The organism is Thiocapsa roseopersicina (genome assembly GCF_900106925.1).
Taxonomy (GTDB): Bacteria; Pseudomonadota; Gammaproteobacteria; order Chromatiales; family Chromatiaceae; genus Thiocapsa; species Thiocapsa roseopersicina.
In genome coordinates this window covers 83483-102675 of the sequence record NZ_FNNZ01000008.1, presented here as the reverse complement: position 1 = coordinate 102675, position 19193 = coordinate 83483, and the positions used below count along the sequence as shown (strand labels likewise).

Here is a 19193-nt window from a genome sequence, read left to right as displayed (position 1 = left end):
CACGGCCCGGGCGGGTAACTTGCCGACGCGGTACGCGTTGCCGGGCTGTTTCCGAAATGAGGCCGGCGGGATAAACCGGGGAAATGCAGCGTCGCCGATGTTCCCCGACAGGATGCTGACGGCAAGATGACAAGGTTGTCATTCACCCGCTGGATCACCCCCTTTATTCTTTTTTGCCGGCGACCGAAAAATTCTCGCCGAATGCTTTTTCCGTTCAGGTCTCGTTCAGGCTGTCTTGCGTATTCTGGATTCAACGACGGGATACAGCAGATCTCGTCGTCATGAACCCCTGACATGAAGGCAGGGCCGATTCGCCGGGAGAGGTAGCAATATTCCACATCTCGCCGAATCTACTCAATCCGTCCGATATGCTTGATGAACTTAAGAGGGTAAACCAATGACCAACGCGACCTCCAAGCTCTTCCCCGTCGCTCTTGCCGCCATCCTCGTCGCGCTCGGCGGGGCTGCATCGGCACAGACCAATTACAATACTACGATCCAAGAGGGTCGTATCAACACCAACGATACCTCGCAGCGTGGTGAGTACAACGACAACGCGACCTATCAGGAAGGGAGAGACAACGCGAACCGTACCAAGCAGCGCGGGGATGAGAATTGGAATCAGACCGGTCAGTTCGGCAGGATCAATTACAACGAGACGAGCCAAGGTCCGATGGCCGACCGCGGCGGAAAGAAGCGCGATCGCTGACCTGACGCGTCGTCAAGCCGACACCCCGGCGCGGGTGTCGGCGCTGAGGCCTAATCAACGAATGGTGTCTGCACATGAAAACCTCGATCTTGTCGGTTGGTATCCTACTGTTTTCAATCGTCCCCTTGGCGCAGGCCGATGGGGGCCGCGAGCGGACGCAGGGTCCTTGTTACAGCGTCAACATCCAGAATGACCGCGTCAACCAATCGGATGTGAAGCAGGATTGCGATATGAATTTCAGCCGGACGGTGCAGGCGGGAAAGGAGAATCGCGCAGCGACGATTCAGACCGGAGATGTGAACAGCAACAAGGTTCGGCAGTACCAGTATGAGCATCCGAGGTACCGGATTTCCGGGGAACACGATTAGCATTGGGTGTAGTCGTTGTTCGGAATGCTTCGCGACTTGGCGCGGCAGCGTCAAGAGAAGCGTCATACCGCGGAGCGGTGTGACGCGCGTGGGGCGAGCTTAGATCGTACTCCTTCGGTTAGCGGTTGTTGGTGGACTGCGCTGTGCTTGTCCACCCTAAAGTCCAGGGTCTGTGGTCCGGCAGGATCGGATCGGCTGGAATGGCGATCGATGTCCGCTTCCGGGAATCGGCCGAGTTTGTTTCATCCAAAAAAGAAGGTCAACAGAATGTCGAATCCAATATCGAAGCCAATCCCTTTCGTTGCCTTTGCGCTGTCGGCTTTACTGGTCGGTCCGGTCTTGGCACAGGACAATACCAATACAACGGTTCAAGTGGGCAAGGTCAACATCAATCACACCCGCCAATGCGGAGACACCAACGACAATGCCACCTATCAAGACGGCAAGGTCAATATCAACAAGACCAATCAGGGCGGCTGCAAAGACCGAGGGAACGGGAAGGGGCAAGGCGGCGGGGCCAAGGCCGATGGCACGCACCCGGGTAAAGGACGCTCGGCGCTCGCCGCGCGAGCGCGATAGCACACGTAGGGCGCGATGGCCTGAGCTCACGGCTGCCGATAAGGTGCGCCGGATCGCGGGCGCCCGGGGCGAGCGACCGAGGTCGGCGCTTCGGGTCGGCGCCTGTCCCTTCTGGTTGCTCGGCCCGCGGGAGAGACCGATGAAGATCAAACGAATCAGTGCGAGAGGCATGGACCCAGGGTTGATCGGCCTCGCCGTTCTGTCGATGTGCGTCGTGACGGGATGCGCGGATGCGGAAACCCATACAAGCGGCGGGTCGACGGCGGTGATCCAACAGAGCGGCGGCAGCCGTCCGGTCGAGACGCAGGTGACCCGTGACCGTGATGGGCAGACCATCGTCACGCGGGATGGCCGCAGCACGGACATCACCATTCAGCGAGACAGCGCGGCTTCGGCCTCCGGCAGTGATGGGCCGCGCGCGACCCCCCAGTCGGAACGCTTCGAGCGGCCTTTGCGCCGGGACGGCTTCAGCTCTCGGTTTCCCGGAACCAGTGGAGGTGCCGACGACGTCGGAGAGACGTCCGGGTCTACGCGGGATGCCTTCAAGGCGCGGATGCTCGAGCGGATGCGCTGAGCAGCGCTGCGGCTCCTGACGGACGATCGGCAAGTAGGTTGTGCCGAGCCGTGCGAGGCAAAACCAGTCGTCGGTGGAAGTTGCGCTTCCTATCGTCAGCACAACCTACGGGTTTCGAGCTCTTTGTAAATCGCCTTCATAGGCTCCTGACGGACGATTAGCCCCGCAGTGCTTGGGCGGTCGGGAAGTCGCCGCCTTTCGCGACGGTTTCCGGCGTGCCTTCGGCGACGACCCGACCGCCCGCGTCGCCTGCTTCCGGCCCCAAATCGATGATCCAATCGGCCTCGGCCATCAGATCGAGGTTGTGCTCGATCACCAGCACCGAGTGACCGGCGTCGACCAGACGGTGCAGGACGTTGAGCAGGCGCTCGACGTCGGCCATGTGCAGGCCGACGGTCGGCTCGTCGAGGACATAGAGGGTCGGGCGGGCGTGGCGTTGGATCTTGGCCGAAGCGGGGCCGTGCCCCGGTCCCGGAGCAGGCGTCGATCGCGCCTTGGTCAGCTCGGTGACCAGCTTGATGCGCTGGGCCTCGCCGCCCGAGAGCGTGGGGCTGGGCTGACCGAGCTGCAGATAGCCGAGTCCGACGTCCCGGAGCAGGGCGAGCGGATGTTGAATGGCGCGGTGTGCGTGAAAGACATCCACCGCCTCGTCGACGCTCAGGCGCAGGACCTGCCCGATGTCGAGTCCCTGATAGCGGACCTCGCGGGTCTCCCGGTCGAAACGGCTGCCGCCGCAGACCTCGCAGGTCATGCGCACATCCGGCAGGAAGCTCATCTCCAGCTTTTGCACCCCCTGTCCCTCGCATGCGCTGCAACGCCCGCCCGTGGTGTTGAAGGAGAAGCGTGCCGGTCCCCAGCCGAGAATCCGGGCCTCCGAGGTGGCGGCGAAGAGACGGCGGATCGGGTCCCAGAAACCGACATAGGTGGCGGGGCAGGAGCGCGGTGTCTTGCCGATCGGCGTCTGGTCGACTTCCAGGACGCGCGCGAGGCCCTGCCATCCGCTCAGACGCTTGCAGCCGACCAAGGCACCTTTGTCGGGTCGCGTCCCTGTCTTGACCTCCTGCGCGAGCAGGTTGCGCAGGCTCTTGACCAGGACCTCGCGCACCAGTGTCGACTTGCCCGAGCCGGAGACGCCGGTGATGCAGACCAGACGGGCGAGGGGGATGCGCACCTCGATGTCCTGCAGGTTGTGCCGGTGGGCACCCGAGATCAGGAGCCAGTCGTCGCCCTTGCCGGTCGCTCGGACCGGCCGCGAGCGTCCCCGCGAGCGGGCAAGACAGCGACCGGTGACCGAGGCCGGATCCTGCATCAGCTCCAGCGCGGTGCCGCGGGCGATGATCTCGCCGCCGCGCGTGCCGGCGCCCGGTCCCAGGTCGATGACCTCGTCGGCGCGGCGGATGGTTTCCTCGTCGTGCTCGACCACCAGGATGGTGTTGCCCTTGGCCTGGAGCCGATCGAGTCCGTTCAGGAGCAAGCGGTTGTCGCGCGGATGCAGGCCGATGGTGGGCTCGTCGAGGATGTAGCAGACACCGCGCAGGTTGGATCCGAGCTGGGCGGCGAGCCGGATACGCTGGGCCTCGCCGCCCGAGAGCGTGGGTGCGGCCCGATCCAGGGTCAGATAGCCGAGCCCGACCTCGGCGAGAAAGGCGAGTCGCTCGCGCACCTCGGCGAGCAGGTCATGTGCGATGGCGTTCTCGCGTATGTCCAGATGCAGACCGGCGACGAAGGCCCCGGCTTGCTCCACGGTCAGGGCCGAGAGGTCGGCGATCGAGCGATCGCGAAAGCGCACAGCGAGTGCCTGCGGGTTGAGGCGTGCGCCGTGACAGCTCGGACAGGGCTGTGACTCGACCGCGTCGGCCTCCTGCCATTGATCCTCTTCGCCCGACTGCTCCACATCGAAGCCGCGGAGCTCCAGTCCGGTGCCGAAGCAGTCCCCGCACCAGCCCTGTTTCGAGTTGAAGCTGAAGAGCCGCGGGTCCGGCTCGGGCAGGGCGATCCCGCAGCTGGGGCAGGCGCGCCGGGTCGAGTAGGGCGTCTCGGCGCCCCAGGTCCCGTCGACGACCTCCACGACACGGATCGCGCCCTTGCCGAGATCCAGGGCCTGGTCCAGGAGTGCGCGCAACGAGTTCTCCTGCTCGGGCCGGATCGCGATCTCCCCGACCGGCAGGTCGATGCTGTGCTCGCGATAGCGGTCGAGCCGCGGCCAGTCGCGCGTCTCGACCGGCTCGCCGTCGACCCGCAGGATGAACCAGCCGTGCCGTACGGCCCAGTCGGCCAGCTCCTTGTAGATGCCTTTGCGGGCGATCACCAAGGGGGCCATGAGTGCGACGGCTTTGCCTGCGTGATCGCGCTGGATCCGCTCCAAGATGGCGTCCCGGCTCATCGGCTCGATGGGTACGGCGCAGGTCGGGCAGGTCTTGATCCCGAGCCGGACGTAGAGCAGACGCAGATAGTGGTGGATCTCTGTGAGTGTGCCGACGGTGCTCTTGGCCCCGCCGCGACTGGTGCGCTGCTCGATGGCGACGGTGGGCGGGATGCCGAGCACGGCATCGACATCCGGCCGCGCGGCGGGCTGGACGAATTGGCGGGCGTAGGCGTTCAAGGATTCCAGGAAGCGACGCTGGCCCTCGGCAAAGAGGATGTCGAAGGCGAGCGTGCTCTTGCCGCTGCCCGAGACACCGGTGATGACGGTGAAGCTGTCGCGCGCGATCGTGAGGGACAGATCCTTGAGGTTGTGCTCGCGGGCGTGGATGACCGAGATGACGCCGTCGCTGGCGATCGGGGTCTCGACGGCGTCCGTCGTGAAGCGGGGCGGCGGTGCCTCGGCGATCACGGTCGCCGCTGTTCCCGTGCGCGACAGTTCGCGTAGATGCTCGGCCAAGGCCCGCCCCGTATGGCTTGTCGGATGCGCCGCGATCTGCTCGGGCGTGCCGCAGCAGACCAGCTCGCCGCCCGCCTCGCCGCCCTCGGGTCCCAGGTCGATCAGCCAATCCGCGGCGCCGATCAGGTCGAGATTGTGCTCGATGACGAGGAGCGAATGCCCCTTGTCGAGCAGGCGCCGGAAGGCGTTCAGCAGGACCGCGACATCGGCAAAGTGAAGCCCGGTGGTCGGCTCGTCGAGCAGGAAGAGCAGGCCGCCGTCGCGGGCCTTGCCCCGGCCCGATTTGGCGAGATGGCCGGCGAGCTTGAGCCGCTGGGCCTCGCCGCCCGAGAGTGTGGGCACCGGCTGGCCGAGTCGCAGATAGCCGAGCCCGACCGCGAGCAAGGGTTCCAGCGCGCGCTTGAGATCGGCGTCGTCGGCAAAGCAGGCGAGTGCCTCGGTCGCCGTCATCTCCAGCACGTCGGCGATGGAGGGTCCGGGCTCGCCGGGCCGGGCGAGGATCTCGACCTCCAGCACCGGCGCGCGATAACGCCGGCCGTTGCAGTCCGGACAGCGCAGATAGACATCGGCGAGGAACTGCATCTCCAGATGTTCGTAGCCGTTGCCGCCGCAGGTCGGACAGCGTCCGGTGCCGCTGTTGAAGCTGAAGGTGCCGGCGGTGTAGCCGCGCTCCTTGGCGAGCGGCAGTGCGGCGAAGCGTTTGCGCAGCACGTCGAGCGCACCGACATAGCTCGCCGGGTTGGAGCGCGAGGTCCGCCCGATGCTGGATTGATCGAGCAGCACGACATCCGCGATCAGGCTGTCTCCGTCGATCCCGGCGTGCTCGCCCGGCGGCTCGTCGGGGTGGCATTTGAGCTGGCAGAGTGCGTTGTAGAGGACCTCCTGCACCAGCGTCGACTTGCCGGATCCCGAGACGCCCGTGAGCACCGTCAGGCGGTGCAGCGGGATCTCGACATCGATTCCCTTGAGGTTGTGGGCGCGTGCGCCGCGGATGCGGATCCGGGGGCCGTCGGGCGCCGGCGGATTGGGCGGGTGGCCCGCAGCGACCTGTCGCCGGCCCGCCAGATAGTCGCCGGTGAGCGATCCGGGTGTGCGGATCAGGTCCGTCGGCGACCCCTCGAAGAGGATGCGCCCACCTTGCTCGCCGGGTCCGGGTCCGATGTCGATGATCCGATCCGCGGCCCACATCACCTGCGGGTCGTGCTCGACGACCACCAGAGAGTTGCCTTGGTCGCGCAGCCGTCGCAGGATGGCCACGATCCGATCCATGTCGCGCGGGTGCAGGCCGATGCTGGGCTCGTCCAGCACGAAGAGCGCGTTGACCAAGGTGCTGCCGAGCGCCGTGGTTAGGTTGATGCGTTGTACCTCGCCGCCCGAGAGGGTGCGCGACTGGCGGTCCAGGGTGAGATAGCCGAGCCCGACCTCGCAGAGATAACGCAGGCGCGAGCGGATGCCCTCGATCAGCAGATCCAGCGCCGGGTCCAGCGGCAGCGCGTCGCAGAAGTCGCGGCAGGCGCTCAAGGGCAGACGCATCAGGTCATGGATGCAGAGCCCGGGGAGTGCCTGCCAGGTCGCCTCGTCCATGCCGATGCGTCTGTGCCGGAAGCGGCGCTCGGGCGGCAACGCGCGATCCGCAAGCGTTTTGTCCCCGACCCGCCAATCCAGCGCCTCGTCGGTCAGTCTGGCCCCGTCGCAGGCCGTGCAGACATCGTAGGCGCGGTAGCGCGAGAGCAGCACTCGCACATGCATCTTGTAGCTTCGCCCTTCGAGCCAGGCGAAGAAGCGGCGCAACCCGTACCAGACGCCGGCCTCCCACTCGCCGTCGCCCTCGATGATCCAGGCGCGGTCGGCCTCTGTAAGGTCGCGCCAGGGCAGATCGGTCGGGATGCCGCGGCGGTGCGCGAAGCCCATCAGGTCTTCCTGGATCTCCGAATAGCTGTCGGACTGGATGGGCTTGATCGCGCCCTCAAGCAGTGACTTGGACGGATCCGGGACGACCAGCGACCAATCGATCCCGATGGTGCGCCCGAAACCGCGGCAGGTCGGACAGGCGCCGACGGGTGAGTTGAAAGAGAAGCGGCTCGGCGTCGGATCCGCATAGGCGATATCGCAGTCGGCGCAATGCAGATCGGCCGAGAAGCGCCAGGGTGGACCGGGCTGGCGATCGGCGTCGAGCGGATAGACTCGGATACGCCCGTGACCGCGGGCCAGCGCGGTCTCCAGCGCCTCGATGGCGCGGCCGCGGTGCTCGGCGGTCAGGCGCAGCCGGTCCTGGATCACCTCGATCGCGGTCGCGTCCTCCGACAGGATCCGGACATAGCCCTGCTGGGCGAGCAACGTCTTGACCGCCTCCACATCCAGCGATGCCGGCACCGGCACGCTGAAGGCGATCGAGACGTTCCGGTCGGCGGCCTCCGGCAATGCAATCAAGTATTCCCAGATGCCCTCGGGCGTATCGCGCCGAACCTCGCGACCGCACCCGCGGCAGAAGAGCCGGGCGGCGCGGGCGAAGAGGAGCTTCAGATGGTCGTTCAGCTCCGTCATGGTGCCGACGGTGGAGCGCGAGGTCCGCACCGGATTGGTCTGGTCGATGGCGATCGCGGGCGGGATGCCCTCGATCCGGTCGGCCGCCGGTCGGTCCATCCGATCGAGGAACTGACGCGCGTAGGGCGAGAAGGTCTCGACATAGCGTCGCTGGCCCTCGGCATAGAGTGTGTCGAAGGCGAGCGATGACTTGCCGGAGCCCGAGACACCGGTCACGACGATCAGCGCGTTGAGCGGCAGGTCGAGATCGACGTCCTTGAGGTTGTTTTGGCGCACCCCGCGCAGACGGATCAGATCCCGTCGCGGACTTGGTTCCGGCATCAGTGTCTTGGCTCGATCTGGCTCTCGGGGTTCAACGAACTGGGTAAGGCTGGAGGCTCTCGACGGGAGTCCGGATCCTCGTGCCGGGCGCGGGCCATCTCCGAGATCTCGCTGAAGGCGAAGATGCGGTTGCGTCCGGCGCGCTTGCTGGCATAAAGCGCCTCGTCCGCGCGGACCATGAGGTCGTCGACCTCGGTGGCCATGCTCGGATAGGTGGCGTAGCCGATGCTGACCGTCGTGGTCACCGCGTCCTTGCCGGTATCGATCAATGTGCCGGCCACCATCATGCGGATCCGCTCTCCGGCCTCGCGCGCCGCCTGCTCCGTTGTGTCGGGCAGCAGCAGGATAAACTCGTCGCCGCCGTAGCGTGCGACCAGATCCGCGCTGCGGATGCTCCGGCGGATCCCTTCGGCCACGGCGCGGATGACCTGGTTGCCGACGCTGTGCCCGTAGCGATCGTTGACCTCCTTCAGGTTGTCCGCATCCACCATCATGAGACCGAACGGGCGGTCACGCATCACGGCGGAGTCTCTGTGACGGTTGAGCGCGACCGAGAAGGCGCGCATGTTCGGCAGCCCGGTGAGCTCGTCGGTCTCGGACAGGCGCTGCACGAAGGTGCGCGAAAAGCTCATATCCGAGGCGACCAGCGAGGTGACATAGGCGACCAAGGCGACGGGCGCAAACAGCAGCATCAGACGGCTGAAGGTCGAATAGGCGAAGAGTTCGGCCCCGTCGACCGTGTAGGCGGCCAAGAGATAGAAGCTGGCGATGAGGGCGACCTCGAGGAGCGTGATCAGCTTGCCGAGCGTGAGTGCGCTGAAGACGATGACCAGCAGGAAGAGGCTGATCAGGGGGCTGTCGACCTTGCCCGTGTGCCAGACCACGAAGGCGGTGAAGGCGAGCATGGCCCAGGTCTCGATCGTGAGCTTCCAGCGCGCCGGCAGGGTGAAGAGGTTCAGGTAACGAAAGCCCAAGATGAAGACGGCGAAGACCGCGACCGCGCCGGCGATGCCCAGGGTCTGCTCGATGGGCTCCTCCGGCAGCACCAGATAGACCAGCACGAGCACCAACAAGAGCCATTCGATCTCCGCGAGGGTTCGATTGAAGCCCCGCAGCTCGATGGGGTCGGGCAAGTCGACATCCTTCTTCTTCATGTCCGAAGGCTCCGGCGGCGGCTCGTGTGGTTTGCGATGGTTGCAAGGTGTCTATTCTAAGCCGATCCGGACGCTGCCTTGTCCGACGCACTGCACATGTCGTTCGTACCGGCTCGACCGCTCGGGTGCGGACCTGCATGGACGGGTCGATCGCACGGTCGATGCGATTTCCCTGAAAACTCGATTGTCATTCCGCCTCGTTGCGCGCTTGGTCGAGGCTTGTGCCCGACTCGGATGCCCCTAGATTCGGTCTTGTAAGGCGAATCGAGCTGACCGCTCGCCGAACCCCACCAACCCAACCCAAGCCAAACGAGGATTTTCGACCATGTCCATGCGCCTCTCCACACTCGCAACTGCCGCTCTTCTTGGTGCCATGCTGGTCGCCGGCTCCTTCATGACCGCCCAAGCCGGCGAAGGTTGCACCAAGGACAAGAACAAGGACAGCGGAACCGCAACGGCCTTCCCGACCCAGATCCGGCAGCTCTGAACCGCGCCGTTTAGTTCATGAGGTCTTCGAGGCGGGGGCGACCTCGCCTCGATAACCGACGTCGGCGTGACGCGGTTCAGGAGTATTTTCGATACGGATCTCTTAAACCGCGTCGCTTCGACTGCTTCGAGTCGTCCCGACATTCGAACACACTTCGTTCCCCCCATACTCTGCCGAAACGCGTTTCAAGCTAGACCGCGCCCCGAGCCTTATACGATGGGTGGGGACTCGGTCTCACCCGCTGTGTTTTTTGACTCTTTAAACCGCGCCAGCTCTAGCAGTCGTCGAGTCTGCCGGGGCCGATCCCATCCGAAAACGTCCCATATCACCTTGGGCGCGGTTTAAAATCGACTCCGGATGTATTTGAGCGCACGGCTGATCGACAGCTCGATGTTCGACGGACCGTTGCGGATGATGAACATCTCGCGATTCTTATCGTCGTGCAGAAAGGTCGGCGTGTCGGAACGTTCACACTCGACCACCCCCACGCGCAGACCATCCAGATCATAGAGGTCGAAGCGCACGAACCGCGCATACTCGGCGCCGATGTGGTGGTTGAGCAGGTTCTTGAAATGCAGCCTGCACTTGTCCTCGTTCTCGAATTTGTCGGCGTCCAATCCCAGCGCCGCCCCATCGTCCGATACACCCAGCAACAGGATTCCGCCTTCGGAATTCAGAAAGGCAGCTACGGCCTTCAGCCAAGCCATCTCGATCTCCCGACCCATCACCTTACTGTGCAGGTTCATGCGCATCGTGGACTTGAATTCGAGATGCGTGCCTTCGCCCGAGGCGATCAACTCGCGCAGATCCTCCGCGGCGCGCCGCCGGTCGATGCTGAGCTTGGGCATGTCGCGCAGTTGTCGGTGGTATTTGCGCACCAACAGCGTCGTCATGCCCAGGCTGGCCAACAGGATGCCGAGCACGGTGAGGGCCACGATATGCCACCGGCTCTGGAGGATCGCGAGGGTCTCGGAGACCGGCAGGACGACGCCCGCCCAACCGCCCGCGAGATCCTCGGTCAGCGGCCTGAAGCCGCCCCACCACTGAACCCCCGAGCTGGTGAAACGGATCAGACCCTGCGCCGGGCGGCCCGCCTGGTTCCAGGCCGACACGGCGTCGAAGACCAGCGGACCGCCGGGCGTCAGATGGACCGAGAAGAAGCCGCTCGCCTGGTCCGGATCCGGTGGCAGCGAGTCGTCCTCGGGGACATAGACGCCGCCGGCACCGCTGAAGAGAAAACCGCGACCCTCGGCCGCGACGGCGTGTCGCTCGATGCTCGCAACGATGGTCTCGATGGTCACGTCCAGTGCGGTCACCCGCAGTTCTCCGGACTGCATCCAACCCAAGGATGCCGTGAGTCCGGGTACCTGAGTCGATTCGAAGACGTAGGGTCGGGTCCAGAGCACGGCGCCCGGTCGATCGGCCGCCGCGGTGAACCAGGGTCGGGTGCGCGGGTCGTGCTCGCTTGCCTCTTCAAGCGTCTCCTGCGGTCGCAGCGCGGCGTCCCAGCGGGTGATCCGCATCAGCTGCCCCGTTTCTGGCTCGTGCAGTCGGCTCATCCAGCCGTCGCCGTCGCGGCGCAGAAAATATTCGGCGCCGTCGGCCGAGGCATCGATCGCGCCCGCGATCTGGCCCATGTGTGCGAGGATCGGGGTCAAGCGTTGATTCAAGGCCCCTTCGTCGGCCGGGGTCAGACCGGCAGCGGCAAGACCGTCGCGAACGATCAGGAGCTGCTGCTCGACCGGCAACAGGAGACCGCGAACCTCGTCGCGAACCAGTGCCGTCGCGGCCTCGATGCGGCTTTCGGCCAGGTCTTCCTTGATGAGATTGATCAGGAGGATATTGATGGCCACCAACAGCCCGACCGTCAGGAGCACCAGCAGCACGAGGTCGCGCAGGAGCCGCGAGCGGATCGGACCCGAGGAGGTCCGCAACAAGGAGAAGGGCGTCATGGGAAAGGCTTATCGTCCGTAGAGGCGGTGTGGCGTCTGAGGTCCGGCGACATGCAGGCGCGCGAAATATCCTGCTGCTCTGGGTATAGTAACCCCGCCCGCACGGGGTGATCTCATGCTCAGGTCGTGCGGGGCGCGGCGACGAGACATGTCGACCGATCCTCCAGGCGAAGAGACAGGAGATGCCGATGTCCGAGATTCATTACGACGCTCATCCCTCGATGTTGCGGATTCGTCCTTTTTCGACCCCATTGATGATCATCCTGTTGCTGGCGGGGATCCTGTTCGCCGTCATGGGGCCGGCATTGATCCCGGTTCCATTGCCCGAGCCGCTCGATGCGCGGATCGTCAAGATCGCGGGTCTCGTCGTCGCCGGACTCGCCTTGCTGCAGCTGTGCGTCTGGTGGCTCGCGACCCGATCCGACCATCTCGTCATCCGCGACGACGAGCTGGTCTGGACCCATGGTCTCCTCAGCAAGAACTACACCGAGATCAAGCTCTCCTCGGTTCGCACGGTGCGACTCCATCAAAGCCTCCTGCAACGCATCCTGAATGCCGGCGACATCAAGATCTACACCTCCGGCGACGATCCGGAGCTGATCGTCCGCGGCCTGCCGAACCCGAATCGCCTGCGCGAGCTGATCAAGCGCAACTGAACCGCGTCCGGGGTTCATGATGCGTTCAAGGCCGGCTTGGTGTGTCGAGGCCACCAAGGACGTTGTGCCTGACGCGGTTCAGGATAAAAAATCAATTTTCTGAACGGCGTCAGCTGTGTCGTTGGTTGATCACCTCAGGGCTGGCCCCAAGCGACAGGATCGCATACACCGCCGGACGCCGTTCAGCTGCGCTGGAGCAGGAGCTGGGTCAGCAAGGCGACCGGTCGGCCGGTCGCGCCCTTCTCTTTACCGCTCAGCCAGGCGGTGCCGGCGATATCCAGGTGTGCCCAGCGGTAGGCCTTGGTATAGCGCGCCAAGAAGCAGGCGGCGGTGACTGCGCCGGCCTCGCGGCCGCCGACGTTCGCCATATCGGCGAAGTTGGTATCGAGCTGCTGCTGGTAGTCGTCCCACAAGGGCATGCGCCACGCGCGATCGGCGGCGGCTTGGCCGGCGGCGATGATCTCTTCGGCGAGATGATCGTCCTTGGTGAAAAGCCCCGACGCGTGCTTGCCCAGGGCGATCACGCAGGCCCCGGTCAGGGTGGCCAGATCGATTACCAGCTCCGGGTCGAAGCGCTCGCTGTAGGTGAGTGCGTCGCAGAGGATGAGTCGGCCTTCGGCATCCGTGTTGAGGATCTCGATGGTCTGACCGGACATGCTGGTGACGATGTCGCCGGGTTTGTTGGCGTCGCCGTCGGGCATGTTCTCGGAGGAAGGGACGACGCCGACCAGGTTGATCGGCAGGCCCAGCTCGCAGGTGGCAAGCATCGTCCCGAAGACGCCCGCGCCGCCGCACATGTCGTACTTCATCTCGTCCATTTCGGGCGCCGGCTTGATGGAGATGCCGCCGGTGTCGAAGGTCAGTCCCTTGCCGACCAGCACGACGGGCTTGGCGTCCGGCTCGCCGCCGCGGTAGTGCATGACGATCAGCTTGGCCGGCTGGCGGCTCCCGCGCGAGACCGAGAGGAGGGCGCCCATCTTGAGCTCCTCCATGTCGGCCTCTTCGAGGATCTCGGTCTCCAGCCGCTCGTAGCGCTCGCCGAGCTCGAGGGCCTTCTCGGCCAGATAGGTCGGGGTGCAGATGTTGCCGGGCAGGTTGCCCAGCTCCTTGGAGAGTGCCGTGCCGGCCGCGATGGCGCTGCCGTGTCGGATCGCCTGCTCGGCGCTCGGCGCGTCGGCCTTCTCGGAGAGCCAGACGTCGAGCCGCTTCAGCGGCGTCTTGGGTGCCTGTTTGTCGTCTTTTTTGGTCAGGGTGTAGCGATAGGTCTTGTCCTCGGCGGTTGTGACGAGGTCGCGCACGGCCGCATAGAGGTCGAGCCCGTCGGGACCGAGCTCGGGCAAGGTGCAGAGTGCCGCACCCGCATGGGTCTGCTGGAGTGCCGCCACGGCGCCGACCAGGGCTTTGCGATAGTTGTCGCGCCCGAATTCCTTGTGCTTGCCGCATCCCACGACGAGGACCCGTTCGCTGGCCAGGCCGGGCAGATCGTAGAGCATGAGGGTGCCGCCGAGTCGACCGTCCATGTCGCCTTTCTTCAACAGCTCGGCCAGGCGCCCGCCGGTGGCGAGATCGAGCGCGGCGGAGGGTCCGGCGAGCTTGCGCCCCTCGAAGATCCCGATCAGGATACAGGGCGTCTTGAGTTGAGCGATCTCGCCGGTCTTGATTCTGAATTCCATCGTCGGACTCCTGTTGGAGGGCCTGGGTGAAAGCGGGTTCTAAACCGCGCCCGGTGCGGTATGCGTCATTTGTCGGAGTGGCTCGGTCGCGACGCGGCGCGCTGCCGATGGTCGACCGTTCACGGATCTGGTGCTTTTGATGTCGAATAACGAGTCTACCGGAAGAGACCGCGCGGTCGAAGCCCGTCGACATGGCGGCGCCGCGGGTCGGTCGTCCCGAGCCAGGTCCGCGGTCCGGGCTGCCCTTGGTTGTGCCCGGGTCGTCGCACGAGGCCCGAAGCCGTGATCATCCTCGAGCGCTATCTTGCGCGTGCGGTCATCGGCGGAACCCTGCTCACGCTCGGGATCCTGCTGCCGCTCCTCGGCTTCTTCATCCTCGCCGACGAGATCGACGCCGTCGGGGTCGATGGTTATGGCCTGGCCGATGCGTTGGTCTTTATGGCGTTGAGCCTGCCGCGTTATGCCTACCAGGTCTTTCCCATCGCGACCCTGATCGGCGCCTTGATTGGCCTCGGGGCCTTGGCGAGCCGCTCCGAGCTGGTGGCGATGCGGGCCGCCGGTTTCTCGGTGGCGCGGATCATTCGGGCCGGGCTGCTCGGCGGTGTGCTCCTGGCGGGGCTTGCGGTGTTCGTCGGGGAGGTCGTCGCGCCGGTTGCGGAGCAGCGCGGTCTCGAGCTGCGACGCCAAGCGCTCTCGGGCGACGTGACCCAGCAGACGCCTTACGGCTTCTGGGCGATCGACGATCGTGCCTACGTGAATATTCGCGAGATCGCCTCGCCGACGCGCCTGCGCGACATCTTCATCTACCAGGTGGACGCGGATGCAGGCTCGCTGGTCGCAACCCACGCGGCCGGTGCGCGCTACAGCGAGGCCGGTTGGGTGCTGGAAGATATCGCGCGCAGCCGCGTGAGCGCGGCGGGGGTCGAGGTGGAGCGCATGGAGCGGGCCGAATGGAACTCGATGCTGGATCCGGGGTTGCTCAAGGTGGTGGTCGTGGCTCCGCAGATGCTCCCGGTGTGGGGACTCTATAAATACATCCGCTTCATGACGCTCAACAAGCAGGATGCCGGGCCCTACGAGGTTGCCTTCTGGGGCAAGGTTTTGCACCCGGTCCTGACGCTTTCGATGATCTTCGTGGCGATTCCGATCATCCTCGGCTCGGCGCGCACCACGGGGCTCGGTCCACGCATCTTCGTCGGCGTCCTGGTCGGCATCCTCTATTATTTGGTCAGCCGCACCTTTGCATTCGTCGCGCTGCTGTTCGGGCTGGACCCGCTGGTCGCGGCGATCATGCCGCCGCTGTTGTTCATCACCGGGGCCTTGTTTTTGCTGCGTCGGGTGGGCTAGGGACAGCGCATCAGGGTTTCTTTCCGGATCGCAGGAGCATGACCAACCGAGTGTGCGATTGGCGGTCGTGCCAGGCCAGACCGTCTCGGTCGATCAGGCTCCACCAGAGGCCGAGTCCAGCCGGCAAGAGGCTCAACAGCGCCCAGCCGAAGCGCTTGAGCGCATCGCGTGTGTTCAGATTCTCGCCGTCGTCGCGGATGACGCGAAACCGCCAGGCACGCATGCCCAGGGTCTGACCGCCGTGGGTCCAGAAGTAGACGTAGAAACCGCAGATCACGATCGCCAGGTAGACCTGCATCAGGGCCAGATGGATCGGGTGCTCGTTCGGCGAGGCGCCCGTGAGGCCGGTGTAGGGGAACACGACCAGCATGACGGCGAACATCAGAACGCCGAGCAACAGCACGCTGTCATAGAGCAACGCCCCGATGCGGCGCAGCAAGGAAGGGGTCTTGGCAAGGCTGATATCAAGGTCCATGGTGTCCTTAAACCGCGCCCGGCGCGGTATGCGATGTTTGTGGATGGGATCGGCCCCTGCAGACGTGACGACCGTTGGAGTCGACGTGGTTTAAGATATTAAAAAATATCATTTTAAACCGCGTCTCCGCTGAGGATTGTGGATGCACCAAACGTCGAGCTTACTCGAAAATGAGCATGTCGCTCTGGACGCGGTTTAATGCGGCTCTCCGTCAAATCCATCCTGTTTGTCCTGTTGCGGCGGGTGCCCATGCCCGTCATCGCGATCCTGGTCGGCCTGGCCGTGGGACTTGCGGTTTGGGGGCTTCTGGACCAAGTGCAAAGCCGTCAGGTCGACAAGATCTTCGAGCAGGAGCTCCAGGCGCAGCTCGACCAGCGGGCGCGCGAGAGCCTGATTCGTTTCGACCGTTACCTCTCCAACTACGGGGCGACCACGCGCCTGCTTGCCAACCATCGGCGCCTTTCCGAATATCTGGAGCCGCTGTTCTGGTTCGAGGACGACGATACCTTACCTGTCGTCTACAAGGAGTTTCGTCCGCATTGGCTCCCGGATTTCTTCGAACGCGAGGCGCTGAGCTCTCCGAGTCACGTACTGTTGACCGACCCGCAGGGTCGGGTTCGAGAGGTCTTTCAATCCGGCAACGATCCGTTGCCCGAAGAGATCGCGGCCCGGATCCCGACGCGCTTGCTCAACGTGCGCGAGGTACGCTCCGTCATCGAGCGATTCGGCGAGCGACTCTACTTGCTCAGCAGCGATGCTGTCGAGGATGCCGGCGGCTATGCAATGGGACATCTGGTGGTTCTGGTGCCCGTCGACGACGCCTTTCTGGCTTCTTCCCAACGCGGCGTCTATGTCGGGCGCGCCGCGGTGGCCTTGGTGGACGGCGCCGATCAGCGGATCGTCGCGAGCGTTGACTCCGAGATGCTGGTTCCCGGAACTCTGCTCTCGGACTGGTCCGAGAGCTACCTGGTGACCTCCCAGTCCATGGCGGAATACGAGGGTGCCGACTCCAGCGTGCTGTTTGCGACCTTCGTTCCGCATGCCGCGGTGGAGAAGATGTCGCGCCATGTCCGCATCTTCGAGCGCCGGCAGCGCGGGATCGCCGCCGCGGTCTACATCCTGGTCTTTACCGCAGTCATCTATCTGGTGTCGTCGCGACTGAACGCGGTGCTGAAACGCATGACGCGGTTCTCGCAGCGTGCGCTCGGTATTCCGGAGCCCGGGTTTCATCGCGACGGCAACCAACTGCTCTTGCTCGAAGAATGGATCCAGCATTTCACGCAACTGGTGCTCAAGGCGCGCGAGGAGATGAGCATCAAACATCAGGCGGAGATGCGCGAGAGCGAGGCGCTCAAGGCGGCCGTCATGGAGGCGTCGCTGGATGCGATCGTGACGCTCGACTACGGCGGTCGGATCATCGAGCTCAATCCGGCCGCCGAGCGGATGCTGGGGCTTGATCGCGGCGAGGCGACGGGGAGCGTCTTTGCCGAACGCTTTCTGCCCGAGATCGCGCGCCCCGCCTTTCAGCGACTCCTCGACCGCTCGCGCCACCTGCACCGCGAGCCGCAGGGCCGCGGCGAGCTGGTCGCCCTGCGCTCGGATGGCTCGGAGATCCCGGTGGAGATCTCGATCGTGCCGATCGACCTGGAGTCCGAGCGCTTCTATACGCTCTATATCCACGATATTACGGCGCGCAAGCAGGCCGAGCGCGAGATCAAGAGCCTCGCGCGGTTCGCCAGCGAGAGCCCGAACCCGATCCTGCGGGTGACGGGCGACGGCCTGATCGTCTATGCCAATCGCGCCAGTCGCCCTTTGCTGCAGGCCTGGGGTGCGGACCCTGGCGAGTGCCTGCCGGAGGACTGGCGAGACGAGATCGCCGTGGCGCTGGAAAGCGGCGAGCCCCAAGAGCGGGAGCAGGAGATCGCGGGCCAGGTCTATTCGCTCCTGTTCGCGCCCATCCGGGATCTCGGCTATCTCAACATCTATGCCCGCGACATCACCGCGGTGCGCCGCGCCGAGCAGGAGGCCCGCCAGCATCAGGCCGAGCTGGTGCATGTGTGCCGACTCAGCACCATGGGCGAGATGGCGACCGGCATGGCGCACGAGCTCAATCAGCCGCTCTCGGCGATCGTCAACTATGCCAACGGCTGCAGTCGCCGCCTGCAGAGCGCGACATCCAAGACCGAGGACCTGGTCGGTGCCATGGGCCAAATCACGGTGCAGGCGCAACGCGCGAGCGAGATCATTCGTCGCCTGCGCGCCCTGGTCGGCAAGCAACCGCCGATCCGCACCGATGCCGATCTCAATCATCTGGTGCGCGAGGTGTGCTCCTTCGTCGAGTTCGAGACCACTCGGCTGGCATTGCAGATCGAGCTGGATCCCGGCGCGCATCCGATTCCGGTCAATGTCGACCTGGTTCAGATCGAGCAGGTGCTGTTGAACCTGGTTCGCAACGCGATCGACGCCTTGCATGAGTCGCCGGAGGAGCGCCGTCGTCTCCATATCCGCACCCGGGTGCAAGGAGATCAGGCCATCGTCGAGGTCGAAGACACCGGTCCCGGAATCACCGCGGATCGCATCCTGCACCTCTTCCATCCATTCTTCACGACTAAGGAGGGCGGCATGGGCATGGGCTTGGCGATCAGCCAGACCATCGTGGAGAATCACGACGGCCGCATCTGGGCCGAATCCGAGCCCGGAAAAGGCTCGATCTTCTACGTCGCGCTGCCGCTCGCGCGGGCCGACACGCCCGAGGCGACGACCGCGCCTGAATCCGAGCTCTTGGAGAGCCTGACATGACCCACGACGCAACCGTCTTCGTCGTCGACGACGACCAAGCCATGCGCACCTCTCTGCAGTGGTTGATTGAATCCACCGGTATGTCCGTCCAGACCTACGAGTCGGCCGACGTCTTTCTCGCGAGCTATTATCCAGGGCGTGCGGGCTGCCTTCTGCTCGACGTGCGGATGCCCGGGATGAGCGGCCTGGAGCTTCAGAGTCACCTCGCGCGCGAAGGTTATCGCTTGCCTGTCATTATGATCACCGGACACGGTGATGTCGCGATGGCCGTCAAGGCGATGAAGGCCGGGGCGGTTGACTTCATCGAGAAGCCGTTTCACGACGAAGACCTGCTGCGCAGCATTCGGCGCGCACTCGACTACGACGAGAGACACCGTGCCGACCAGGCGGCACGGGCCGATATCGCAGCGCGGCTCGCCGAGCTGACGCCGCGCGAGCATGAGGTCATGGCGATGGTCACGGACGGCAAATCCAACAAAGACATCGCCGCCGCGCTCGGCGTGAGCGCCAAGACGGTCGAGGCCCACCGCGCCCGCGTCATGGAGAAGATGCGGGCCGACTCGCTTGCCGAGCTGGTGCGGATGGCCCTGATCGCTTCGGCGGACGGGCCGGCGACGCGTTGACTGCCGAGTGGAGTCCGGGTTGTTCTCGGGGCCGAGTGCGGCTTCGAGCCC

At 64.9% G+C, this 19193-nt stretch carries 14 protein-coding genes; 9 read left to right on the top strand and 5 right to left on the bottom strand.

Annotated elements, in window-relative coordinates:
- The first annotated feature begins 397 nt into the window (after positions 1 to 397).
- From BLV04_RS10380 to BLV04_RS10365, 4 genes are all read left to right on the top strand, one after another.
- Positions 398 to 709, top strand: a complete 312-nt coding sequence (locus BLV04_RS10380; protein WP_093031072.1) for a hypothetical protein — start codon at positions 398 to 400, stop codon at positions 707 to 709.
- A gap of 74 nt (positions 710 to 783) precedes the next feature.
- On the top strand, positions 784 to 1077 hold the full coding sequence (locus tag BLV04_RS10375) for a hypothetical protein (RefSeq protein WP_093031068.1): 294 nt from the start codon (positions 784 to 786) through the stop codon (positions 1075 to 1077).
- Positions 1078 to 1314: 237 nt separating this feature from the next.
- A complete protein-coding gene (locus BLV04_RS10370; RefSeq protein ID WP_139191902.1) occupies positions 1315 to 1656 on the top strand; it encodes a hypothetical protein in 342 nt (113 codons plus the stop codon).
- A 139-nt stretch (positions 1657 to 1795) separates the two neighbouring features.
- Positions 1796 to 2230: a hypothetical protein gene (locus BLV04_RS10365; RefSeq protein WP_093031063.1), complete on the top strand. Its 435-nt coding sequence runs from the start codon at positions 1796 to 1798 to the stop codon at positions 2228 to 2230.
- A 157-nt stretch (positions 2231 to 2387) separates the two neighbouring features.
- Here BLV04_RS10365 and uvrA read toward each other — a convergent pair whose 3' ends face one another.
- Both uvrA and BLV04_RS10355 read right to left on the bottom strand, forming a co-directional pair.
- Positions 2388 to 7976: an excinuclease ABC subunit UvrA gene (gene uvrA / locus BLV04_RS10360; RefSeq protein WP_093031060.1), complete on the bottom strand. Its 5589-nt coding sequence runs from the start codon at positions 7974 to 7976 to the stop codon at positions 2388 to 2390.
- Positions 7976 to 9130, bottom strand: a complete 1155-nt coding sequence (locus BLV04_RS10355; RefSeq protein WP_245731837.1) for a GGDEF domain-containing protein — start codon at positions 9128 to 9130, stop codon at positions 7976 to 7978. Before BLV04_RS10355 ends, uvrA begins: the two co-directional genes overlap by 1 nt.
- Before the next feature lie 325 nt (positions 9131 to 9455).
- On the opposite strand from BLV04_RS10355, the gene BLV04_RS24915 reads away from it, so the two are divergent.
- Positions 9456 to 9617: a hypothetical protein gene (locus BLV04_RS24915; protein ID WP_175534582.1), complete on the top strand. Its 162-nt coding sequence runs from the start codon at positions 9456 to 9458 to the stop codon at positions 9615 to 9617.
- Positions 9618 to 9958: 341 nt separating this feature from the next.
- On the opposite strand, the gene BLV04_RS10350 is transcribed toward BLV04_RS24915, so the two are convergent.
- Entirely contained in the window at positions 9959 to 11569 is a 1611-nt protein-coding gene (locus tag BLV04_RS10350; RefSeq protein ID WP_093031056.1) for an RNA-binding domain-containing protein, read from the bottom strand.
- A 188-nt stretch (positions 11570 to 11757) separates the two neighbouring features.
- Between BLV04_RS10350 and BLV04_RS10345 the strand changes: the two genes are divergently transcribed.
- Complete coding sequence (locus tag BLV04_RS10345; protein ID WP_093031053.1) at positions 11758 to 12225, top strand: PH domain-containing protein; 468 nt, start codon at positions 11758 to 11760, stop codon at positions 12223 to 12225.
- A gap of 182 nt (positions 12226 to 12407) precedes the next feature.
- Here the strand turns inward: BLV04_RS10345 and BLV04_RS10340 are convergent, their stop codons facing one another.
- Entirely contained in the window at positions 12408 to 13898 is a 1491-nt protein-coding gene (locus BLV04_RS10340; protein WP_093031050.1) for a leucyl aminopeptidase, read from the bottom strand.
- A 282-nt stretch (positions 13899 to 14180) separates the two neighbouring features.
- Here BLV04_RS10340 and lptG point away from each other — a divergent pair, with 282 nt between their 5' ends.
- Entirely contained in the window at positions 14181 to 15245 is a 1065-nt protein-coding gene (gene lptG / locus BLV04_RS10335) for an LPS export ABC transporter permease LptG (RefSeq protein ID WP_093031047.1), read from the top strand.
- A 10-nt stretch (positions 15246 to 15255) separates the two neighbouring features.
- Here lptG and BLV04_RS10330 read toward each other — a convergent pair whose 3' ends face one another.
- The gene (locus BLV04_RS10330; protein ID WP_093031044.1) at positions 15256 to 15720 is read right to left on the bottom strand and encodes an RDD family protein; all 465 of its coding nucleotides are present in this window, start codon (positions 15718 to 15720) and stop codon (positions 15256 to 15258) included.
- 198 nt (positions 15721 to 15918) lie between these two features.
- Here BLV04_RS10330 and BLV04_RS10325 point away from each other — a divergent pair, with 198 nt between their 5' ends.
- Both BLV04_RS10325 and fixJ read left to right on the top strand, forming a co-directional pair.
- Positions 15919 to 18519: a PAS domain-containing sensor histidine kinase gene (locus BLV04_RS10325; protein ID WP_093031041.1), complete on the top strand. Its 2601-nt coding sequence runs from the start codon at positions 15919 to 15921 to the stop codon at positions 18517 to 18519.
- Positions 18516 to 19142, top strand: a complete 627-nt coding sequence (fixJ, locus tag BLV04_RS10320) for a response regulator FixJ (protein WP_093031038.1) — start codon at positions 18516 to 18518, stop codon at positions 19140 to 19142. The genes BLV04_RS10325 and fixJ overlap by 4 nt, the downstream gene beginning before the upstream one ends.
- Positions 19143 to 19193: the final 51 nt, after the last annotated feature.

What these genes read in the sequence shown, in the direction of transcription:
- BLV04_RS10380 (WP_093031072.1), top strand. Translation starts at nt 398, where the DNA reads ATGACCAACGCGACCTCCAAGCTCTTCCCCGTCGCTCTTGCCGCCATC.
- BLV04_RS10375 (WP_093031068.1), top strand. Translation starts at nt 784, where the DNA reads ATGAAAACCTCGATCTTGTCGGTTGGTATCCTACTGTTTTCAATCGTC.
- BLV04_RS10365 (WP_093031063.1), top strand. Translation starts at nt 1,796, where the DNA reads ATGAAGATCAAACGAATCAGTGCGAGAGGCATGGACCCAGGGTTGATC.
- uvrA (WP_093031060.1), bottom strand. Translation starts at nt 7,976, where the DNA reads ATGCCGGAACCAAGTCCGCGACGGGATCTGATCCGTCTGCGCGGGGTG.
- BLV04_RS10355 (WP_245731837.1), bottom strand. Translation starts at nt 9,130, where the DNA reads ATGAAGAAGAAGGATGTCGACTTGCCCGACCCCATCGAGCTGCGGGGC.
- BLV04_RS24915 (WP_175534582.1), top strand. Translation starts at nt 9,456, where the DNA reads ATGTCCATGCGCCTCTCCACACTCGCAACTGCCGCTCTTCTTGGTGCC.
- BLV04_RS10350 (WP_093031056.1), bottom strand. Translation starts at nt 11,569, where the DNA reads ATGACGCCCTTCTCCTTGTTGCGGACCTCCTCGGGTCCGATCCGCTCG.
- BLV04_RS10345 (WP_093031053.1), top strand. Translation starts at nt 11,758, where the DNA reads ATGTCCGAGATTCATTACGACGCTCATCCCTCGATGTTGCGGATTCGT.
- BLV04_RS10340 (WP_093031050.1), bottom strand. Translation starts at nt 13,898, where the DNA reads ATGGAATTCAGAATCAAGACCGGCGAGATCGCTCAACTCAAGACGCCC.
- BLV04_RS10330 (WP_093031044.1), bottom strand. Translation starts at nt 15,720, where the DNA reads ATGGACCTTGATATCAGCCTTGCCAAGACCCCTTCCTTGCTGCGCCGC.
- BLV04_RS10325 (WP_093031041.1), top strand. Translation starts at nt 15,919, where the DNA reads ATGCGGCTCTCCGTCAAATCCATCCTGTTTGTCCTGTTGCGGCGGGTG.
- fixJ (WP_093031038.1), top strand. Translation starts at nt 18,516, where the DNA reads ATGACCCACGACGCAACCGTCTTCGTCGTCGACGACGACCAAGCCATG.